Here is a 16,428-nt window from a genome sequence, read left to right on the forward strand (position 1 = left end):
ACCGCGGCCGCCGCTCCCCCGTCGTCGGCAAGAACGGCAAGTGGGAGGTCCACCACGACCCCCACGACGCACCCGGCAACGCCTCCCCCGCGACCTGATCACCTACCCCGAAACCATCTCCCACCCCGAAGACAAAACCCCAGACCCGAACCTCAGCCCCCGTCAAAACGACCGCTCCGTCACACCAGGGTCCTTCTGTCGGTCCGCTCACGCTCTCGCCCTCGATGCCGTCCGATGCCCGATCCGCTCGGCCGTTCCGGGTGCGGATCAGTTGAAGTAGTGGCCCAGGTCGATGTCCTCGATGAGCCCGGGGTGGGCGGGCTTCCAGCCCAGGAGATCCTGGGTGAGGGCGCTGGAGGCGGGCATGTCGGTGGTGAGAAGGGGCACGAACATCCCGGCGAATTCGTCGTCGGGCAGGGATCGGACAGGCAGACCCAGATTTCGGCCGATCGCCTCAGCGATCTCACGAACGGGCACGCCCTCGTCGGCGACGGCGTTGAGAACCGACCCGGCGGGAGCCTGCTCGATGGCCAGCCGGTAGAGACGAGCGGCATCCTTCACGTGGACGGCGGGCCAGCGGCTCGCTCCGTCGCCGATGTAGCCGGAGACGCCTTTCGCCCGGGCCATGGAGATGAGCTGGGGAACGAAACCGTGGCGCTCCCCCTCGCCGTGCACCGAACGGGGCAGCATGACCAGGACGACCCGGACCACGCGATCCACGGCGGCGAGAGCAGCCTGCATGTTGCGGATGCGGGCGGCGACGGGCCCGGCGGCGACGAGTTCGTCGCGCTCGGTCGCGGGCCGGCCGGGCGTGCGAAGCGTCGCGCCGGAGATGACCAGGGGCTTGCTGGAGCCGGCCAGAGCGCCGACGAACGTCTCGATCGCCGCCGCGTCGGTCTGCGTCGCGGCCTCGCTCACGCTGGGCACGAGGTAGGCGAGGTGGATGACACCGTCGCACCTGAGGGCGCCGGCGCGCAGGACGTCCGTATCGTTCAGGTCTCCGAGCAGCACCTCGGCACCGGCCGCGGCGACCCTTTCGGCGGCGGAGTCGGAGCGGGCCAGCCCGAGGACCTGGTGCCCGGCGCCGATGAGCTCGGGAACGACGGCCGAGCCGATCCAGCCGGAGGCTCCGGTGACGAAGACGCGCATGAAGATCTCTCCTTGGTCGTGCTTCTTGGGATGACGGCGGTGCACGGCTCGGGGCCGCGCCAGAAGCGCCGATGCGATCCAGTCGCATCAACCTTACACGCCATGCGACCGAGTCGCATCAACATCGATGGCGATGCGATCTGATCGCATCGCCTACGATGGCCCCGTGAGCAGATGGGCACCGGATGCGCGCGAACGCCTGGAGGCGGCCGCGCTGGATCTGTTCGCGGAGAACGGGTACGAACAGACGACCGTCGCGCAGATCGCGGACCGCGCCGGCCTGAACCGCGCCACGTTCTTCCGGCACTTCGCCGACAAACGGGAAGTCTTGTTCGGCGGCGAGGACGTGCTGGCCGACCTGTTCGCCGACGCCATCCGCACCGCCCCCGCGCACGCGACGCTTCCCCAATGCCTGCGGGCCGCGCTGGAAGCGGCCTGCGCCGTGATGACCCCGGAGCGCCGGAGCAGAGCCGCCCAGCGCAGATCGGTGGTCGCGGCGAACACCGAGGCGCAGGAGCGGGGGCTGCTCAAACACGCCAAGATCGCCGGAGCGATCAGTGCGGCGCTGAGCGAGCGGGGCGCGGACGAGTTGACCGCCCGACTCGGCGCGGAAATGGGGATGCTGAGTTTCACCGTCGCATTCGAACGCTGGATGAAGGCGAACGACGACGAACCGTTCCCGCCCTTCGCCCACGCCGCCCTGAGCGACCTGCAGACGCGCGCCGCGAACATGTCCTCTTGACTGGGACGGCGGCCGAGCCACTCCATCGAGGGCCACTTCAGGCACACGCCAGCCACTTCCGGGCCGCCTGACGCCTTACGGGCAGGCGCATGGTGACCACCGGGCCGAGGCGCATTCGCCCGAAGTACCGGCCGGAAGCTCTGCTCACGCCTGATCAGTCGCCCTCGGAGGTGGGGCGGCGCAGCCCGTCCAGGCGTGGCGAGCGGTAGGGCCAGGGCGGCCTTGCTGCCCGCTGGTCCACCCGCAAACTCGTCGGCCTGCCTGCGCAAAGTCCACGGGCGCGTCACCCGGGTCGGCCGCGAGGCGTTACGCTGCCTGCTCGCCCGCCGCGGCATCACCTTCCAGCGCACCAAAACCTGGAAGAAATCACCCGACCCCGACCGCGACGCCATGCTCGACCCCATCGAACACGTCCTTGACCGCTTCCCCGACCGTGTCTACGCGTTCGACGAGTTCGGCCCATTCGGCATCCTCCCCACCACCGGATCCGGCTGGGCCCGCGCCGGTCACCCGAGCGGCACCCCGCGACCTACCACCGCACCCACGGCGTCCGCTACTTCCACGACTGCTACTCGATCGGCGACGGCACCCTCTGGGGCGTCAACCGCCGCAAGAAGGGCACCGACAACACCCTGGCCGCCCTCCGCTCGAGCCGCGCGGCCCTCCTGTCTATGTCATCCTGGACAACCTCCCCGCCCAGACGATCCGGCGCTGGGCGAGGAAGATCCGCGTCGAGCTGTGCTTCACCCCGACCTACGCGTCCTGGGCCAACCCGATCGAGGCATACTTCGGACTCTTGCGACAGTTCACGATCGCGAACTCCAACCACCGCAACAACGCCGTCCAGACCCGAGCGCCGCACGCCTCTCTGCGGTGGCGCAACCCAACCGCCCGCCACCCCGACGTTTTCGCCGCTCAGCGCAAGGAGCGCGCTCGCGTCCGCAGCGAGAAGGGCATCCGCTGGAGCGGACACCCACTCACCGCGGCGGCCTGACCGACCCGTGAACCTGTGCGGTCACAGCACCAGCCAGATCAATCGCGGAACCTCGACGCGGTCGGCGAGGGTGGACAAGCACCGGAGGCGCCTCGGGCGATCTTGGTCGTGAACCCGTCCACCAGGAGCTCCGCCACTTCGTACAGTCCATCAGCAACCGGAGCACGCCTCGCCGTCAGGTTGGAAAGGGCTCCATGCCGAGACCGTTCCCGCCGGTGTGCGAGGGACGGGCCGTGCAGTGCCCAGACGCGTCCCCCCAGCGCGCCTGCCGGGGAGCCGACGAACCGCGGCGCTGTGCCCGGATCGTCCGCTCCCCGCGCCTGAATCAGGATGCATATGCTCGGAGCTGGTCGTGGATCCAGGGGTAGAAGTCCTCGGCCTTCGTGCCGAGCCTGGTCTTCAGCTCGCGTGTCTGCTCGTCGGCGAGCACCTCGAGGGAGCCGTCGGCGACCCCGTCGTAGGCCTGGGCGACCACGCTTGCGGCACTGACCTTGGGAACAGCCCACCGCGCCGACATCGGAGTGTCGATCATGCCGACGACCAGGCCGATCACCTGGGTACCCTGCTCCTGCAGAGCCAGCCGCAGCGCGTTGGTCGCCGACCACATGGCCGCCTTCGAGGCTGCGTAGCCGGTCGGCATGCTCACCCACGCGGCGGAGGACAAGATGTTCAGGAGCGTCCCGCCGCCGTTCGTGCCGAGCACCGGAGCAAACGCGTTGGCCACCCGGAGGGTTCCGAAGAAGTTGGTCTCGAAGATCCGCCGGAGCTCGTCCTCCGGCCCGCGGATGGAATCGTTGTCGGGCGCGATGGCCGCGTTGTTGATCAGCAGGTCGACATCAGGCGCCGCGGTGGCGGCGCGGGTGGCGTGATCGGGGTCGGCGATGTCGAGCGACAGCGGGCGGACCCGGGGCTCGTCCCATGCCTTTGGTGTGCGGGCCGTCGCGTAGACCTTCGCGGCGCCGCGTTCGAGCGCCTGGCGCACGAACTGCTCGCCGAGGCCTCCGTTCGCGCCCGTCACCAGCACCGTGCGGCCCTGGAGCGACTGGTTCATCTATACTCCTCGACTAAGTGGGGAGTGTCCCCATATCACTATGTGGGGATACTCCCCACTTAGTCAACCGGCCGGAGGTGGAAGTCTTGGCACCTGCCCGGGGCGCCGGCGCGAAGGCGCCGCGCGCCGACGCCCAGCGCAACCGCGACGCGATCCTGCGCGCGGCACGCGAGACCTTCGAGTCTGACGGCGTGCTCGCCTCCCTCGACGGCATCGCCGCCCGCGCGGGCGTGGGAAACGCCACGCTCTACCGGAACTTCCCGACCCGCGACGATCTGCTCGCCGCGGTCATTCAGGCCGGCATCGAAGCGGCGCTGGCCGAGGCTGACGAACTGTCCCGCACCCTCAGTCCGCGAGTGGCCCTGAGGGAATGGCTGGCACGCCTCACCTGGCAGTTGCGCATCTGGCACGACCTGCCTTCCTGCATCGCCAACGCTCGCGAGGACCCGGAATCGTCCATGAACGCCGCCTGCTCGCCCCTCATCGCCCGCACCGCGGTCCTGCTCGATGCGGCGCGGTCTCGCGGCGAGGTAGTCGAGGGGGTGACCGCGGACGAGGTGTTCGAGCTGATCACGGCACTGTCATGGGGGGTCGATCGGTTCCACGACGACGAAGCAGCCGCACGCCGACGCGTCGACATCGCGACGGCGGGCGTCTTCACCCAGGACTAGCGCGGGTACCCCCGCACCGTCCCGAACGGTCGCCGAAGGCGGCGACCGGGAGCAACGCGCTCTACGCCTCTGCGGCGGGCGGGGCGGCAAGGCGTGGGCCCCCTTGGGTGGGCGAACCCGGCGAGGTCGATCGCGGTCATTGCGGCAGCGATCGCGTCCATGGGGACGAACGCGGGCCAGAGGTGGAAGCCGTTGAAGGAGGGAGACGGTATTTCGGTGCGCAGCCTGGTGAGGTCGCCCCGACGTGATCGACCTGATGGGTGGGCTGGTCGCACGGACAGGTTCCGTCCTCGCGGTCGGCGCACCGCCCGGGACTACAGGCACGACCCCTTGTCGCGAGTGTCGCCGATGATCTCGAAGAGCATGCGCCGAAATGCGCTGACACTCTCTTCGCTGAACCCGTTGAGCATCGCCGCCTCGACGCGCTCGCATGAGTCCGCGACCTCGGCACGTAGAGCGCTTCCGGCCTCGGTGTTCTGCGGTATGCGCGCTCGTGCGTCGCGCGGATCGACGCGGCGGATGATCAGGCCCATCCGCTCGAGTCGGCCGAGTTGGTTCATCAGCGTGGTCTTGTCCAGGCCGAGAGAGGTTCCCAACTCGATCTGGGTCAGGTTCGGGTTCTGGTCGATGGCGGTCAGGATGATGTACTCGCGGAGCGTGATGCCGTGCGCTTCGGCTTGTTCGCCCGTGGCGTTGCGCAGGCGTTGCGCTGCGCGGTGCAGAAGCCAAGTGATCTCGGAGTCGGCCGAGGGCCGCAGACCGTCAGCCGCGGCCGGGTCTTCGGCGGACCGGCCGGACGATGGGTGACTTCGCATGGCAGAACCGTACGCTCCGTCTCCTGCTCGGCGATCCCGGCCCCCGGCCGGCTCCTGCTTGGGCCGCCTAGCCGGAGGTGGAGCCCGGAGACAGCAGAGGAATTCCTTCGTAGGAGCCGAGGTCGTGGGCGGGCACGACCTGCATCCGTCCGGCGAAGGAAGCGATCCGGCGCAGGCCCTCGCGCACCTGTTCTTCATCGCTGTCGGCGAGTTTGCGCAGCAGCAGCGGGCGCTCGGCCAGCCGCGTGACTCCCTCGAGCTGCCAGGTCAGGTCGCCGATGAAGGCGTAGCGCTTGCCGGTCGGCAAGGTGACGAAGACGATCACCGATCCCGTCGTGTGACCGCCGGCCAGTGCCACGACCACCGAGCCGTCGCCGTACACGTCGTAGCTGGCGGGAAAGCCGAGATAAGGCTTGTCCTCGAATTGGTACTGGTGGATCTCACGTTCCTTCGACACGGCCTGGAAGACTCTTCCGTCGCGGTCCTCGGCGGCGTACCGCAGTTCGCTCGGGTTGATCCAGACGGGCACGCGAAGCTGGTCGAGACCGCCCACGTGGTCCCAGTGGGCGTGGGTAACGAGCACGCCGCTCAGCCGCTCGCGGTCGTACCCAACCGCATCGAGTTGGTCGTTGACGGTGCTGGTCGCGTGGTAGGGGGCGCGTGCGAACCAGGGCTGGGTCCGCATGTGCGCCGCGACGTCGGCGCCGAAGCCCGCATCGATCAGAAGATCGCCCTGGGGATGCCTCACGAGGACGGCTGTTGCGGCGAAGCGGCGCTTGTCACGGAAGGAGCCGCCCTTGAACGCGAACCACGCCCTGACGTCGTAGGTACCGGTGGGCAACTGGTAGAGCGCCATGTCCGGCGGTGGAGCCGCCTCGGGAAGGAGCTCCGTGAACGCGGGTGGAGGTGAGATCACCGAGGGATCGTACGAGTTGAGATTATCTCGGTCAAGACGTTTTCTGAAGGGCTGTCAGTCCTGGTGGCCTGTTGTGCGGCAGCGAGGGTGACGGTGCCGCCGCAGATCGCCGTGTGCAGGTGGGTCTCCACGGCATCCTTCGGGTTGTTCGGGCCGGCACCTGACCCGTGTCCCGGGGACGGCGGCTCCACCCACAGGTTCCCTGGGTCGTTGGGGTCGCCGCCAAGCTGCAACGAGATCAGGTGGTCGTACTCGGCGTCCCGCATGCTGCCCGTGTACCCATAGGACTTGGCGTTCGCCGTCTTCTCCTTACCGACGTCCCGGCCGGCGCACAGATCATCGGCACCGACGACCAGCGCAAGCACACCTGAGCCTCCGGAGTCGGCTCCCCCCTGCCGGCACGGGTGGTACGCGCCCGGCCGGCCCGGACCGCCCCGCTGACCGCGCTGCGCGAGACTTCCTCCAGGGGCTGCGCGACCGGGACCCGATCACCGGGCTCAACGACCACCCCCAGGTGCGCAGGGTCCACCGGATGATCCTCGACGCCCCCTCGCTGGTGGCCCGGATGGAGCGGTTCAAGACCGGCGCCGAACGCGCACTCGCCCAGGCGTTGCGGGAGACGGCGGACATTCCGGAACTCACCGCGCGGCTCGCCGCCGTCCAGATCGTCTCGGTGCAGTGGGCGCTGGCCCAGGACAACGCCGAACGCATCGCCTACGGGGAGCCCGCCGACGAGCGCTGCCCGGGTGCGCCGGCCGACGCGGAGTACGCCTTCGCCCTGCTGGAACACGGACTGCGGCAACTCACCGCGGAGCAGTGACCCGGGGCACCCGGGCGTCGGTGCGAAACCCGGGGAGGGCGCGGCCGTCCGGACGTCGGCAGCGGCCAGGCGCCGCGCCGACGAGGCGAGGTCCGGGACCGGCCGGGCCCCCACCCGGCCATGGACGGCGCCCGCACAGCCGGAAAACGGTGGGACCGGGTGCACAGCACCCGGTCCCACCGCCCCGCCGGCGCGTGTCAGTGCTGGCCGACAGCCCCGTGGCCGCGCGGCTGCACCGTCATCGAGACCGGCACGGTGCCCGCGCCGTAGGGCCCGTCGATCTCGAATCCCAGCGACGCCGAGACGGTCCCCGGCCGGGCCGGCACCGCACCCCGGGCGTCCAGCCTGACCCGTACGGTCGCCTGCCGGCCCGGCTGGATGGTCAGCACGGTCCTGCTCTCCGACAGCCAGGGAACGTCCACCGGTTCCGCGGTGTCGTAGCCGGACAGCACCGAGACGGTCGCCAACGCGGACAGATCGGGACCTGTACCGCCGATGGCGTGGAAGCCCCCTGCCCCGACGACGCCGACCGCGTTGTTCCGCCCCTCCTGAGCGCCGGGCAGCGGGAACCACCAGTCCATCGCCGGGTCGTAGGCGTATGCCTGGCCGGTCACGTCCGAGGCGTTGGCCGTGAATCCACCGGAGACCAGCAGCCTTCCGTCGGCCACGCCGTACGCCGACTGGGCCATGTCGATCGGCAGGTCGGCGATCCGGGTCCAGGAGTCACGGGCAGGGTCGTAGACGAAGGCATCCTTGACCTCCCGGCCTCCGGAACCGCCGCTGCTGAGGTTGGTCACGCCGCCGGCGCAGTAGAGCTTGCCGGCGATCGCGCCGCACGACGCTCCGTAGACGCGCTCAGGGTAGGAGTGGACCGCGCTCCACTTGTTCGTCCTGGGGTCGTAGACGCTGACGGTGGCGTGGAAGGCGTCCTCCGTGGTCATGCCGCCGACGGCATACAGTTTGCCGTCGAGCACCGCGGTACCGGCGCCCGCCAGTGCGTCGGGGTTGTCGGCTGCGATGGCCCAGGTGTCGGTGGCGGGGTCGTAGACCTGCGTCCTGGTCTCGATCCCGAGCGACGAGAAGTCCGGCGCGACCCAGTAGCCACCGGTGACATAGAACTTGCCGCCGATGAAGGCGCCGGATGCGGATGCGACCGCAGAGGGTGCGTCGGCCTTCTGCCGCCAGACACGGCCGGCCTGGTCGTAGGCGTAGAACGCCGCCGTCGGTACGTAGGCGTCGACGCCCGAACCCAGGCCCGCGTACAGCGTGCCGTCACTGCTGCCGCCGACCATGCCGGAGCCCTCAGTGGGCAGGGACCCGGCCGCGGTCCAGGCCGGGGCCGCCGTGCCGGTGGACTCGTCGAGCTTCACCTTGAGGGGCGCGTCGCCGGTGTTGGTGAGGGTGAGGTCACGGGTCGCCGAACCCCCCTGCGCCACGGTCCCGCTGACCGGGCCGCCGAGCTTGAGCCGGCCGGCGTGCAGCGCCAGGTCGACGCCCGTGGTCCGGTCCGCGACCAGCTTCACCTTCTCCGAAGCCGTCTTGTAGAAGGGCATGGTCGCGGTGACTGACTGACGGCCCGTCAACGGGGAGAAGAACCAGTAGAAGCCGTCCTCACGGCCGGCACGTCCAGCCATGGGCGCACTGAGCGTCGACTGCGCCGGCCCGTTCGCCACGGCCACGGTCGCACCGTCCATGGGCTTCGCGGTGTTGCCGTCGGTGATGTTCCCGACGACGAGGCCACCGGGCTGCTTGACGAGCTTCGCGCCACCCACCCGGACGTCGTACAGGAACCAGCCCGCTGCCGCGCCGGCCCCCCCGGTGTACTGCTGGTAGCGGAACTTGAGCCGTACGGAGACCGCCTTGCCGCTGTCGGGCAGTGCGAACCCGGCTCCGTTGTCGTACAGCCCGCTCTCCGACCAGCCCGTTGTCCAGGTCCTGCCGCCGTCCGTGCTGTACTCGACGGTTGCGAGGCCGCCGTTGACACGGGTGTTGAAGTACACGAACGGCGTCTCACCGGCCGGCACCTGGAAGTCGGGGGAGGTCAGCGAGGTGTCACCGGGCTTTCCACCGGTCCAGCCCTCCACATGTGCCTGACCGAAGTTCCCGTAGTTGAAGAAGCCGCGCTCGAAGAGCCAGGGGTCTCCCACCGCGGTGTCGACACTCCAGCCGGCCGGCGCCGTGGTTCCGTCGAAGGTCTCATTGCTGCCTTCTGCCTGCTGCGTGTAGCCGGGCGCGGAGCCGGATTCGGACAGCAGCTGGGCGGTGAGACCGATGTCGTGGACGCTGTCCTTGGTCTTCGTCGTCACACTGGTGTCGCGCTCGGTGTAACCGCGGTAGTTGGCAGCGGCGTGCAGGGTGTAGTGGCCGTTCTCCGGCACCTGCACGGAGTACCGGCCGGTGACCGGGTCGCTGTAGACGGGCGCGAGAGGGGTGTTCTCGACCGTGACCTTGGCGTACAGCGGCCAGCCGTGCCCGGATGCGTCCGCGACGGTGCCGCTGACGGTCACCATCGGAGTGCCGGTCAGCTTGACGTCGGCCGTGCTGGTGGTGTCCGCGCTGACGGTGATGCCGTCCACCGACCGGTCGTCGTAGTCGAAGGCGCTGACAGCGATCTCGTACGACCCGGTCGACAACCGCATCCGGTAGGTGCCGTCGGAACCTGTGACCGCACTCGCCGTCGACGCACCGGTCACGCGGACCTCGGCGCCGGAGACCGGCTTGCCCGACGATCCGTCCGTGACGGTTCCACTGAGCAGGCCGGACGGTCCGCTGGAGAACGCGGCGGTCCCGTTCGGCGTCCCGAGGCCGGTGGGGCCGTCGTAACCGGGCCCCGCCTGGCACAGATAGGCGGGCTCGCAGGTGCCGTTGGAACCCGAGGTCACATCGTTGAGGCTGCCCGGGTGCGCATAGGGGAAGCTGTTGGGGTGCACACCGCTGGGAAGCGACCCGGCGAGCGCATAGGTCGCGGCGATGATCGGCGAGGCGGCGCTGGTACCGCCGTACTGCGCCCAGCCGGTGCCGTAGGTGGAACCGAAGGTGTCGTACACGGAGACACCGGTGACCGGATCGGCGACCGCCGAGACGTCGGCGACGGTGCGCTGTGCGCAGCCGGTGTCCTTCTGGAAAGCGGGCTTCGGCTGGACCAGCGAGCAGCCGGAACCGGGGCCACCGCCGTGGCTGTTCCAGGTCGTCTCGCTCCATCCGCGTGCGGTGGATGCGTCGCGGACCAGTGAGGTGCCGCCCACGGAGGTGACATACGGCGACGACGCCGGGAAGCTCACACCGTAGTTGCCGTCCCCGCTGCTGGCCACGATCGCGGCGCCGGGGTGGTCGTAGTACCGACTGGACAACCGCACGTCGTCCGGAGACTCGCCCGAACCGGGTATCGACGAGTACGCCGTGCCATAGCTGTTGGACACATAGGTCGCGCCCAGGGCCACCGCTTGGTCGACCCCGGCGCCGAGGTTGTCGATGCTCGGGGTGTCGGCCTCGACCAGGATGATGGAGGCCTGGGGGGCGATCGCCGAGACCATGTCGACGTCGAGCGAGATCTCGGCCGCCCAGCCCTCGTCGGCCGCGGGGTAGTCGCTCTGCAGGCCGCGCTCGTTGACCTTGGTGAACTGGCCGGGCTTCAGCGGCGGCAGGCCGTACTGGGCGCGGTACACGGCCAGGTCCGCCGCGACGTTGGGGTTGTCGTAGGCGTCCACGATGGCGATCGTCGCACCGGCGCCGCCGTCCTTGGGCAGGTTGTAGGCGCTGGTCAGGTCGCTGGGCGTCAGGCCGTGGGGAAGGTCGGAGGCGCTCCGCAGGCCCTTGCCCGCCTCGGTGCCGTCGACGTGGAGGGCGAAGCACCGCGCCTCGTTCTTCGACCTGGGCACCTCGCACGCGGGGGTGACGCCGCCGGCGGCTCGCGCCTGGGTGGCCGCGGCCGGCTGGTGCGCTCCGCGCTTCGCCCGCACCGCGGCCAGCTGGGCCGCCAGCGTGGTGCCCGGGGCGAACGACGCCGCGGACCGCCCTGCGGTGTTCTGCCCGGCCCCCGCTGCCGCCGGGTCGACGGCGACGGCGGAGGTCTGGGCTCCGGCGAAGGTACCGAGGCAGGCGGCTATGAGGAAGGAAACCGGAGCGCGCAGGCGTGCGCGTCTCATCATGGACAGCAACCCTTCGTTCGGGGATGGGAGAGCGTCAGAGCGGTTCATAGCCGGAGGGCTCCTCGCGGTCGGATGTCTCCCCGTCCGCGCCCTCGGGCTCGTCGTGTTCGCCGTACGGTCCGTGACCGCACGCGCTCACCTCGGCTGCACCGCACATGAACGCCCCTCCGTCGCCGCGTCCCTGGCGGACCCGGCCCCGGTGAGTATCGGCCGGGTGAACGGACGCTTGCGATTGGGCAGATGGGTTAAACATCGGCGACGCGGAGACGACGCGCCCGCGTCTCAGTCCAGACCCGCCTGTGTCACGCTCACCGCCAACGCGGTCCGGGACGTCACTCCGTGCTTGCGCATGGCGGACTTCAGCTGCGCGGCCACCGTGCTCGGCGACCGCGACAACTCCTGCGCTATCTGACGGTTCGTCTTTCCTTGCAGCACCAGTCGCACGACCTCCAGCTCGCGCGGCGACAGCCTGCTCCCGTAGCCGCGCCGGCCGCCGCGCCACACCCCCCGAGCGGCCCGGGTGCAGCGCTCGGCGGCCTCCCGGGCCAGCGCCTCCTCGTGCGGCCGGGGCAGCTGCGACCACGCCCGGGCCGCCTCGCCCCACGCCCGGGCGGCCGCCTCGAACTCCCCCCGCGCCTCGACGCAGAGCGCCCGGCACTCCTCCAGCGCCGACCGTGCCGCCGGGGCGTCCCGCCCGAGGATCCCCTCCCCGAAGGCGGCGACGAACTGCTCCGCCTCCGTCAGCCGCCCGGCCGCCGCCAGCGCCGCCACCCGCACGGACGCCGTCTCCGTGGCCCAGACCCACATGGACTTGCCGGTGATCAGCCGTACGGAGTCCTCGGTGAGCGCGAGCGCTTCCTCGGCGTCCCCCGCGGAGAGCCGCAGCCGGGCATGGGCGGCGGCGGACTCCAGCCACAGGGCGATGATGCCGCGGCGCTCCCCCTCCTCGCTGATGGTCCGCAGCAGCTCTTCGAGCTCTTCGCCGCTCTCCGCCGCCGCCAGCCTCAGCTGGGCTCCCAGCAGCCGCGCCTCCAGCCGGCAGACCGGCACATCCGCCGTGTCCGCCCAGTGGTCGGCCCGTTCGGCCAGCCCCTGCCGTGCGCCGGTGAGGTAGTCCAGACGCAGCAGCGTCACCAGCGACATGATCCGGAGCACCTGCAGATCGTGGCGGCCCGCGACGTCGACGGCGCGGGTGAGGCGGACACGCGCCTCCGCGTACCGCCCCCACCGCATCGCCGCGTCGCCGACGTTCAGCTCGGCGCGGGCACGTTCGAGGGCGATCTGCGGTGTGGACTCGTCGTCGCCCAGTTCCTCCGCGAGGGTCCAGCCCGACTCCTCACCCAGTTCGAGAAGCGCGGTCGTCCGGTTGACCAGCAGGCACAGCCGCTCGTGCGGAGCCAGTCCGGAGCCGGCCACGAACCGCTCGGCCCGGTCCAGCCAGTGCAGATGGGTGGCGGCCGGCCAGGGCCCGACCCACGGCAGACCGAGCGCGGTCATCGCCCAGGCGTCCACGAAGCTGCCCTCCCGGAGATCGGGTACGGCCAGCTCCAACTCGACCGCCGCGGCGGTGTAGTCGCCGAGGCTGAAGAGCACCCTCCCGAGCTGGCCGCGCACATCCGCGCGGTCGCGCGCGCCGAGCCGGTCCGTCTCCAGGACGGCGCGCAGGGCGGTCACGGCCTCCGCCCGCCGGGCATAGTCGGTGAACGCCAGGAACGGCATCTTCCGTACCAGTGGAGCAACCGCCTCCGCGGGCAGCAGCGGTTCGGTGATCAGTTCGTGCAGCAGGGTGACGGCGGTGAGGTGGTCGCCGGAGGCGAGGGCGACATCCGCCGCCTGCTCGGTGTACTCGCACCACCGCGCCGTCTCACCGGCCTCCCGGAAGTGGTGGGCGAGACGCCCGATCTGCCTCGGCCTCGCGGTCTCCAGGAGGACGGCGGCGCGCCGGTGGGCGGCCCGCCGCTCGGACGGCGGCACCCGGTCGTACACCGCCCGCGCGGCGAGTGCATGGCGGAAGGCGATCCGGCCGGGGCCTGAACCGTCCTCGATGAGCAGGCCGCTGACCAGGGCGTCGGAGACCGCGGCTGCGACCACGGGGTCGAGTACCGGGCTCGCGCCCTCCGCCAGTCCGCCGACCGCGCCCAGCATGCGCTCGTCGGCCGGGTCGCTCAGTACGGCGGCCGCCAGCAGCACCCGCTGGGCGTCCGCCCCGAGCCGCGCCACCCGTTCGGTGACGGCGTCCCGGATCGTCGGCGGCACGGCGATCTCACCGAGCGTGCGCCGCACCCATTCGCCGTCCCGCCGGACGATGTCCGCGCGGTCCCGCATCAGTCGAATGCACTCCTCCAGCACGAGCGGCACTCCCGCGGTCCGTTCGTGCAGGAAGGCTGCGAACGCGGCGGAGACCTGCTCGTCGTCCAGCACCGAGGAGACGAGCTCCGCGGTGTCCGCCACCGCGAGTCCGCCGAGGTCCACGCGCACACGGCTGGTTCCCGCGCCCGTCGGCCCCCGGGAGGAGAGACGGAGCAGCAGGGAGTCGGCGGCCACCTCCTCGGGGCGGTACGTCAGCACCAGGCTGAGCGGTTGCGGTCGCTGCGAGGCGAGGAACAGCAGCAGTTCCAGCGTCGCCTCGTCCGCCCAGTGCACGTCCTCGACGACCAGGATCCCGGTGCCGAGCCGGCCGAGCAGCTCCGCGAAGGCCCGGATCAGGCGGTGCCGGGCGGAGCCTGCGTCGGCCGGCGGCTCGGGGGCGGGCGGCAGGCCTTCCGCCCATTCGGGGAAGAGCGGCCGCAGCGTCCCGGCCAGCGCCGAAAGCCCCAGGTCCGCGATGTCGGCGCTGCTCGGCGCGGCCTGGCGGGCCGCGTCGACGATCGGGCCCAGGGTCAGCGCCTCACGGTACGGCGGACAGACCGCCACCAGTGGGCGCGGCCGTTCCGGGGCGACGTCCGCCAGGGCCTCACGCACCAGGCGGCTCTTGCCGATACCGGCTTCACCCTCCACCAGGACGAGGGCCGGGCGTCGTCTCAGCGCGTCCGTCACGCGCCGCAGTTCGGCGTCGCGTCCGACGAAGCGGGTACTGTCCGGACCGGTACTCCGCTGCACTCGGCCGCCTTCCGCATCACGCCCCGTCCTCCGGTACCGGAGACTCCGCCGGCCCCGCACGGCCCTGCGGGGACGGGGTGGTCGGCGAGGGCGTCGTCAGAGCGGCGTCAGAGGTGGTACGGGTCCGAGCGCCCGCGCGAACCATCCGGTTCCGGGAGCACCTGGCGAAATGTGTTCATCGATCCCGTCCTGCGGCTGTCTGCGAGGTGGGGCGGTTCGCACCGGGGTGCACGGACTCCGACCGGAATCCATGGAGCACGCAGGGACGCAGCGGGTACGCCGGAACTTGCCTCATCAAGCAGATGATTGTCGGGTGAAGTAGACACTGGCGAAGCTTGCCTCGTCAAGAAGAGCCGGAGCGCACGGCGGACACCGTCCGGAATCGAAGACCGCAGGTCGATGCGGTCACCCCACCCTCCCGACCGCCGGACGGGCCCGGCGCTCGGGTGCGCTCGCAGAACAACGACTCTCGGCGTGGAAACCGGGTCCCGGTGATCGCGGAGCTGGTCCAGGCCGACGACCAGCGGAACCCGGCAGCATCATCGCGCGCCGGTAGCGCACCGAACTGGTGCTGCCCCGGCGCACGATCTGCTGCAGCTTCTGCCCCTCCTGGTCGGTCAACCTGCGCACGCGGACAGGCTCGGCCACCACACCCCCCAGCAGTCGGATCGGACGTCGCTGCACATCCAACCGCCAGAACCACCGACCCGGCGAACCGCTGTTCCGATGGGCTTCTACTTGTGCCCCTGGACATTAGGCTTCAAGCAATCCAGCTTTGCCCATATCGCGCGGGTCTTGCGGCGCTCCGTCGAACCGTCCGGGATGTGATCCACCGGTTCAACGACGTCGGCCTGGCCTGCCTGGACCCTCAGTGGGCGGGATGCCGTCCCCGCCTGCTCAGCCAGATGTGTGCAGGGCAGGCCCGGACGGGGTGCGTTCGACCGATCAGCGGTCGCGTCGGCGAACGTGTGCGCCTCTACGCAGTACGTCGGTTCGGACCGCCGTCATGCCTGGTCGTGAGGTGAGGCGGGAACGCGCTGGCCACCATGGCGGTAATCACCACCACCCAGACTGCGGCGGCGACCCAGATTTCCCCGCGACCCAGCGTGGTCATCCACGACGTCCCGGTTGTACGTCCCAGTTCATGGGTGGTGACCCCGTACATGCCGATGGGGAACACCAGGTTCCACCAACCGAACTCGTAACGCAACGGAATCCGTCGCAGCACATGCCGCCATACGCCTAGAGCCAGCAGCAGCGGAATCAGCCAGCTGGAAAACGACCACAGGACGACGGACGACCCGGCGATGACCGAACGCGACGGCAGGATGCCCCCTGGGGGCAATTCGAGCAACCTCGCACCGGCGAGCACGATGATCGCCGCCGCACCCATGAAGATCCAGGCCGAAGTCATGAGATTCCCCGGCGCCACCGGTCGCACCAGTAGCCTGGCCAGGACGATCGCGGCGGTCAACAGGTACTGCATCAGTCCGATGGCCCAGCACACCAAGGCCAGCAGCGGCAGCAGGTGGCCCGTGGTCTGCCGGCCCAGAGCGGCTGCCGCGACGGCCACCGACTCGGATCCCACCGCCCAGAGGAACCAGGTGCCGTTTACCTGGTCGATCGATGGGCCCCGTCTCGTATTGGCGATCAGGCCGAGGGGAATCCCGTAGCCCAGCAGCAGCCACCCCAGCGCCCCGAAGGCCAAGAACGCCTCGGCCGCTGCGGTATGGCCGTCCGGTACGAGGCGAGCAGCCAGCACATTGGAGGCGATGGCAATGGTGAGGAAGGCGAATGCGCGCGGGCCGACGAAATCCGCGATGAACCGCTGCCGCCAGCGCACCAGTCGCCAGCCGTACGCAGGCAACAGCACCGCGAAACCGACAAGGCCGACCACCAGCAGTGCCACGGAGGGGACGCCGACGCCGTTGATGTTCAGGGCGGTGGACACGATGGCTGTGCCCATGACGAACGCGCACGCCCCCGCATTGAGGTCCGCGACTGCGGAGGATGCAGCCGCACG

At 70.5% G+C, this 16,428-nt stretch carries 8 protein-coding genes and 6 pseudogenes; 5 read left to right on the forward strand and 9 right to left on the reverse strand.

Going from position 1 to position 16,428, the window contains the following annotated elements; genetic code table 11:
* Positions 1 to 267: 267 nt before the first annotated feature.
* On the reverse strand, positions 268 to 1,149 hold the full coding sequence (locus AOK09_RS13405; protein WP_055587397.1) for an SDR family oxidoreductase: 882 nt from the start codon (positions 1,147 to 1,149) through the stop codon (positions 268 to 270).
* 166 nt (positions 1,150 to 1,315) lie between these two features.
* On the opposite strand from AOK09_RS13405, the gene AOK09_RS13410 reads away from it, so the two are divergent.
* On the forward strand, positions 1,316 to 1,891 hold the full coding sequence (locus AOK09_RS13410) for a TetR/AcrR family transcriptional regulator (RefSeq protein WP_055587398.1): 576 nt from the start codon (positions 1,316 to 1,318) through the stop codon (positions 1,889 to 1,891).
* 230 nt (positions 1,892 to 2,121) lie between these two features.
* Positions 2,122 to 2,885 (forward strand): annotated as a pseudogene (locus AOK09_RS37705) (transposase); the annotation flags it as partial.
* 325 nt (positions 2,886 to 3,210) lie between these two features.
* Here the strand turns inward: AOK09_RS37705 and AOK09_RS13415 are convergent.
* Entirely contained in the window at positions 3,211 to 3,936 is a 726-nt protein-coding gene (locus AOK09_RS13415; protein ID WP_055587399.1) for an SDR family oxidoreductase, read from the reverse strand.
* Between the two features lie 77 nt (positions 3,937 to 4,013).
* On the opposite strand from AOK09_RS13415, the gene AOK09_RS13420 reads away from it, so the two are divergent.
* On the forward strand, positions 4,014 to 4,607 hold the full coding sequence (locus tag AOK09_RS13420) for a TetR/AcrR family transcriptional regulator (protein ID WP_217698425.1): 594 nt from the start codon (positions 4,014 to 4,016) through the stop codon (positions 4,605 to 4,607).
* Positions 4,608 to 4,921: 314 nt separating this feature from the next.
* On the opposite strand, the gene AOK09_RS13425 is transcribed toward AOK09_RS13420, so the two are convergent.
* The 3 genes and pseudogenes from AOK09_RS13425 to AOK09_RS13435 all read right to left on the reverse strand — a co-directional run.
* A complete protein-coding gene (locus tag AOK09_RS13425) occupies positions 4,922 to 5,422 on the reverse strand; it encodes a MarR family winged helix-turn-helix transcriptional regulator (RefSeq protein WP_055587401.1) in 501 nt (166 codons plus the stop codon).
* 67 nt (positions 5,423 to 5,489) lie between these two features.
* Positions 5,490 to 6,278: an MBL fold metallo-hydrolase gene (locus tag AOK09_RS13430; RefSeq protein WP_079063023.1), complete on the reverse strand. Its 789-nt coding sequence runs from the start codon at positions 6,276 to 6,278 to the stop codon at positions 5,490 to 5,492.
* A 56-nt stretch (positions 6,279 to 6,334) separates the two neighbouring features.
* Positions 6,335 to 6,649 (reverse strand): annotated as a pseudogene (locus tag AOK09_RS13435) (hypothetical protein); the annotation flags it as partial.
* Positions 6,650 to 6,736: 87 nt separating this feature from the next.
* Between AOK09_RS13435 and AOK09_RS13440 the strand changes: the two are divergent.
* Positions 6,737 to 7,158, forward strand: a pseudogene (locus AOK09_RS13440) (TetR family transcriptional regulator); the annotation flags it as partial.
* A gap of 197 nt (positions 7,159 to 7,355) precedes the next feature.
* On the opposite strand, the gene AOK09_RS13445 reads toward AOK09_RS13440, so the two are convergent.
* The 3 genes and pseudogenes from AOK09_RS13445 to AOK09_RS42040 all read right to left on the reverse strand — a co-directional run.
* The gene (locus AOK09_RS13445; protein WP_157875889.1) at positions 7,356 to 11,303 is read right to left on the reverse strand and encodes a carboxypeptidase regulatory-like domain-containing protein; all 3,948 of its coding nucleotides are present in this window, start codon (positions 11,301 to 11,303) and stop codon (positions 7,356 to 7,358) included.
* 285 nt (positions 11,304 to 11,588) lie between these two features.
* On the reverse strand, positions 11,589 to 14,405 hold the full coding sequence (locus tag AOK09_RS43155) for a helix-turn-helix transcriptional regulator (RefSeq protein WP_055587404.1): 2,817 nt from the start codon (positions 14,403 to 14,405) through the stop codon (positions 11,589 to 11,591).
* Between the two features lie 519 nt (positions 14,406 to 14,924).
* Positions 14,925 to 15,053 (reverse strand): annotated as a pseudogene (locus AOK09_RS42040) (IS630 family transposase); the annotation flags it as partial.
* A gap of 164 nt (positions 15,054 to 15,217) precedes the next feature.
* On the opposite strand from AOK09_RS42040, the pseudogene AOK09_RS43850 reads away from it, so the two are divergent.
* A pseudogene (locus AOK09_RS43850) lies at positions 15,218 to 15,307 on the forward strand (helix-turn-helix domain-containing protein); the annotation flags it as partial.
* A gap of 74 nt (positions 15,308 to 15,381) precedes the next feature.
* Here the strand turns inward: AOK09_RS43850 and AOK09_RS13455 are convergent.
* Positions 15,382 to 16,377: pseudogene (locus tag AOK09_RS13455) on the reverse strand (tellurite resistance/C4-dicarboxylate transporter family protein); the annotation flags it as partial.
* Positions 16,378 to 16,428 lie beyond the last annotated feature (51 nt).

This window comes from Peterkaempfera griseoplana (assembly GCF_001418575.1).
In the GTDB taxonomy this organism is placed as follows: domain Bacteria; phylum Actinomycetota; class Actinomycetes; order Streptomycetales; family Streptomycetaceae; genus Peterkaempfera; species Peterkaempfera griseoplana.

Coding starts and splice junctions, on each gene's coding strand:
- AOK09_RS13405 (WP_055587397.1), bottom strand. CDS start 1,149: ATGCGCGTCTTCGTCACCGGAGCCTCCGGCTGGATCGGCTCGGCCGTC.
- AOK09_RS13415 (WP_055587399.1), bottom strand. CDS start 3,936: ATGAACCAGTCGCTCCAGGGCCGCACGGTGCTGGTGACGGGCGCGAAC.
- AOK09_RS13425 (WP_055587401.1), bottom strand. CDS start 5,422: ATGCGAAGTCACCCATCGTCCGGCCGGTCCGCCGAAGACCCGGCCGCG.
- AOK09_RS13430 (WP_079063023.1), bottom strand. CDS start 6,278: ATGGCGCTCTACCAGTTGCCCACCGGTACCTACGACGTCAGGGCGTGG.
- AOK09_RS13445 (WP_157875889.1), bottom strand. CDS start 11,303: ATGAGACGCGCACGCCTGCGCGCTCCGGTTTCCTTCCTCATAGCCGCC.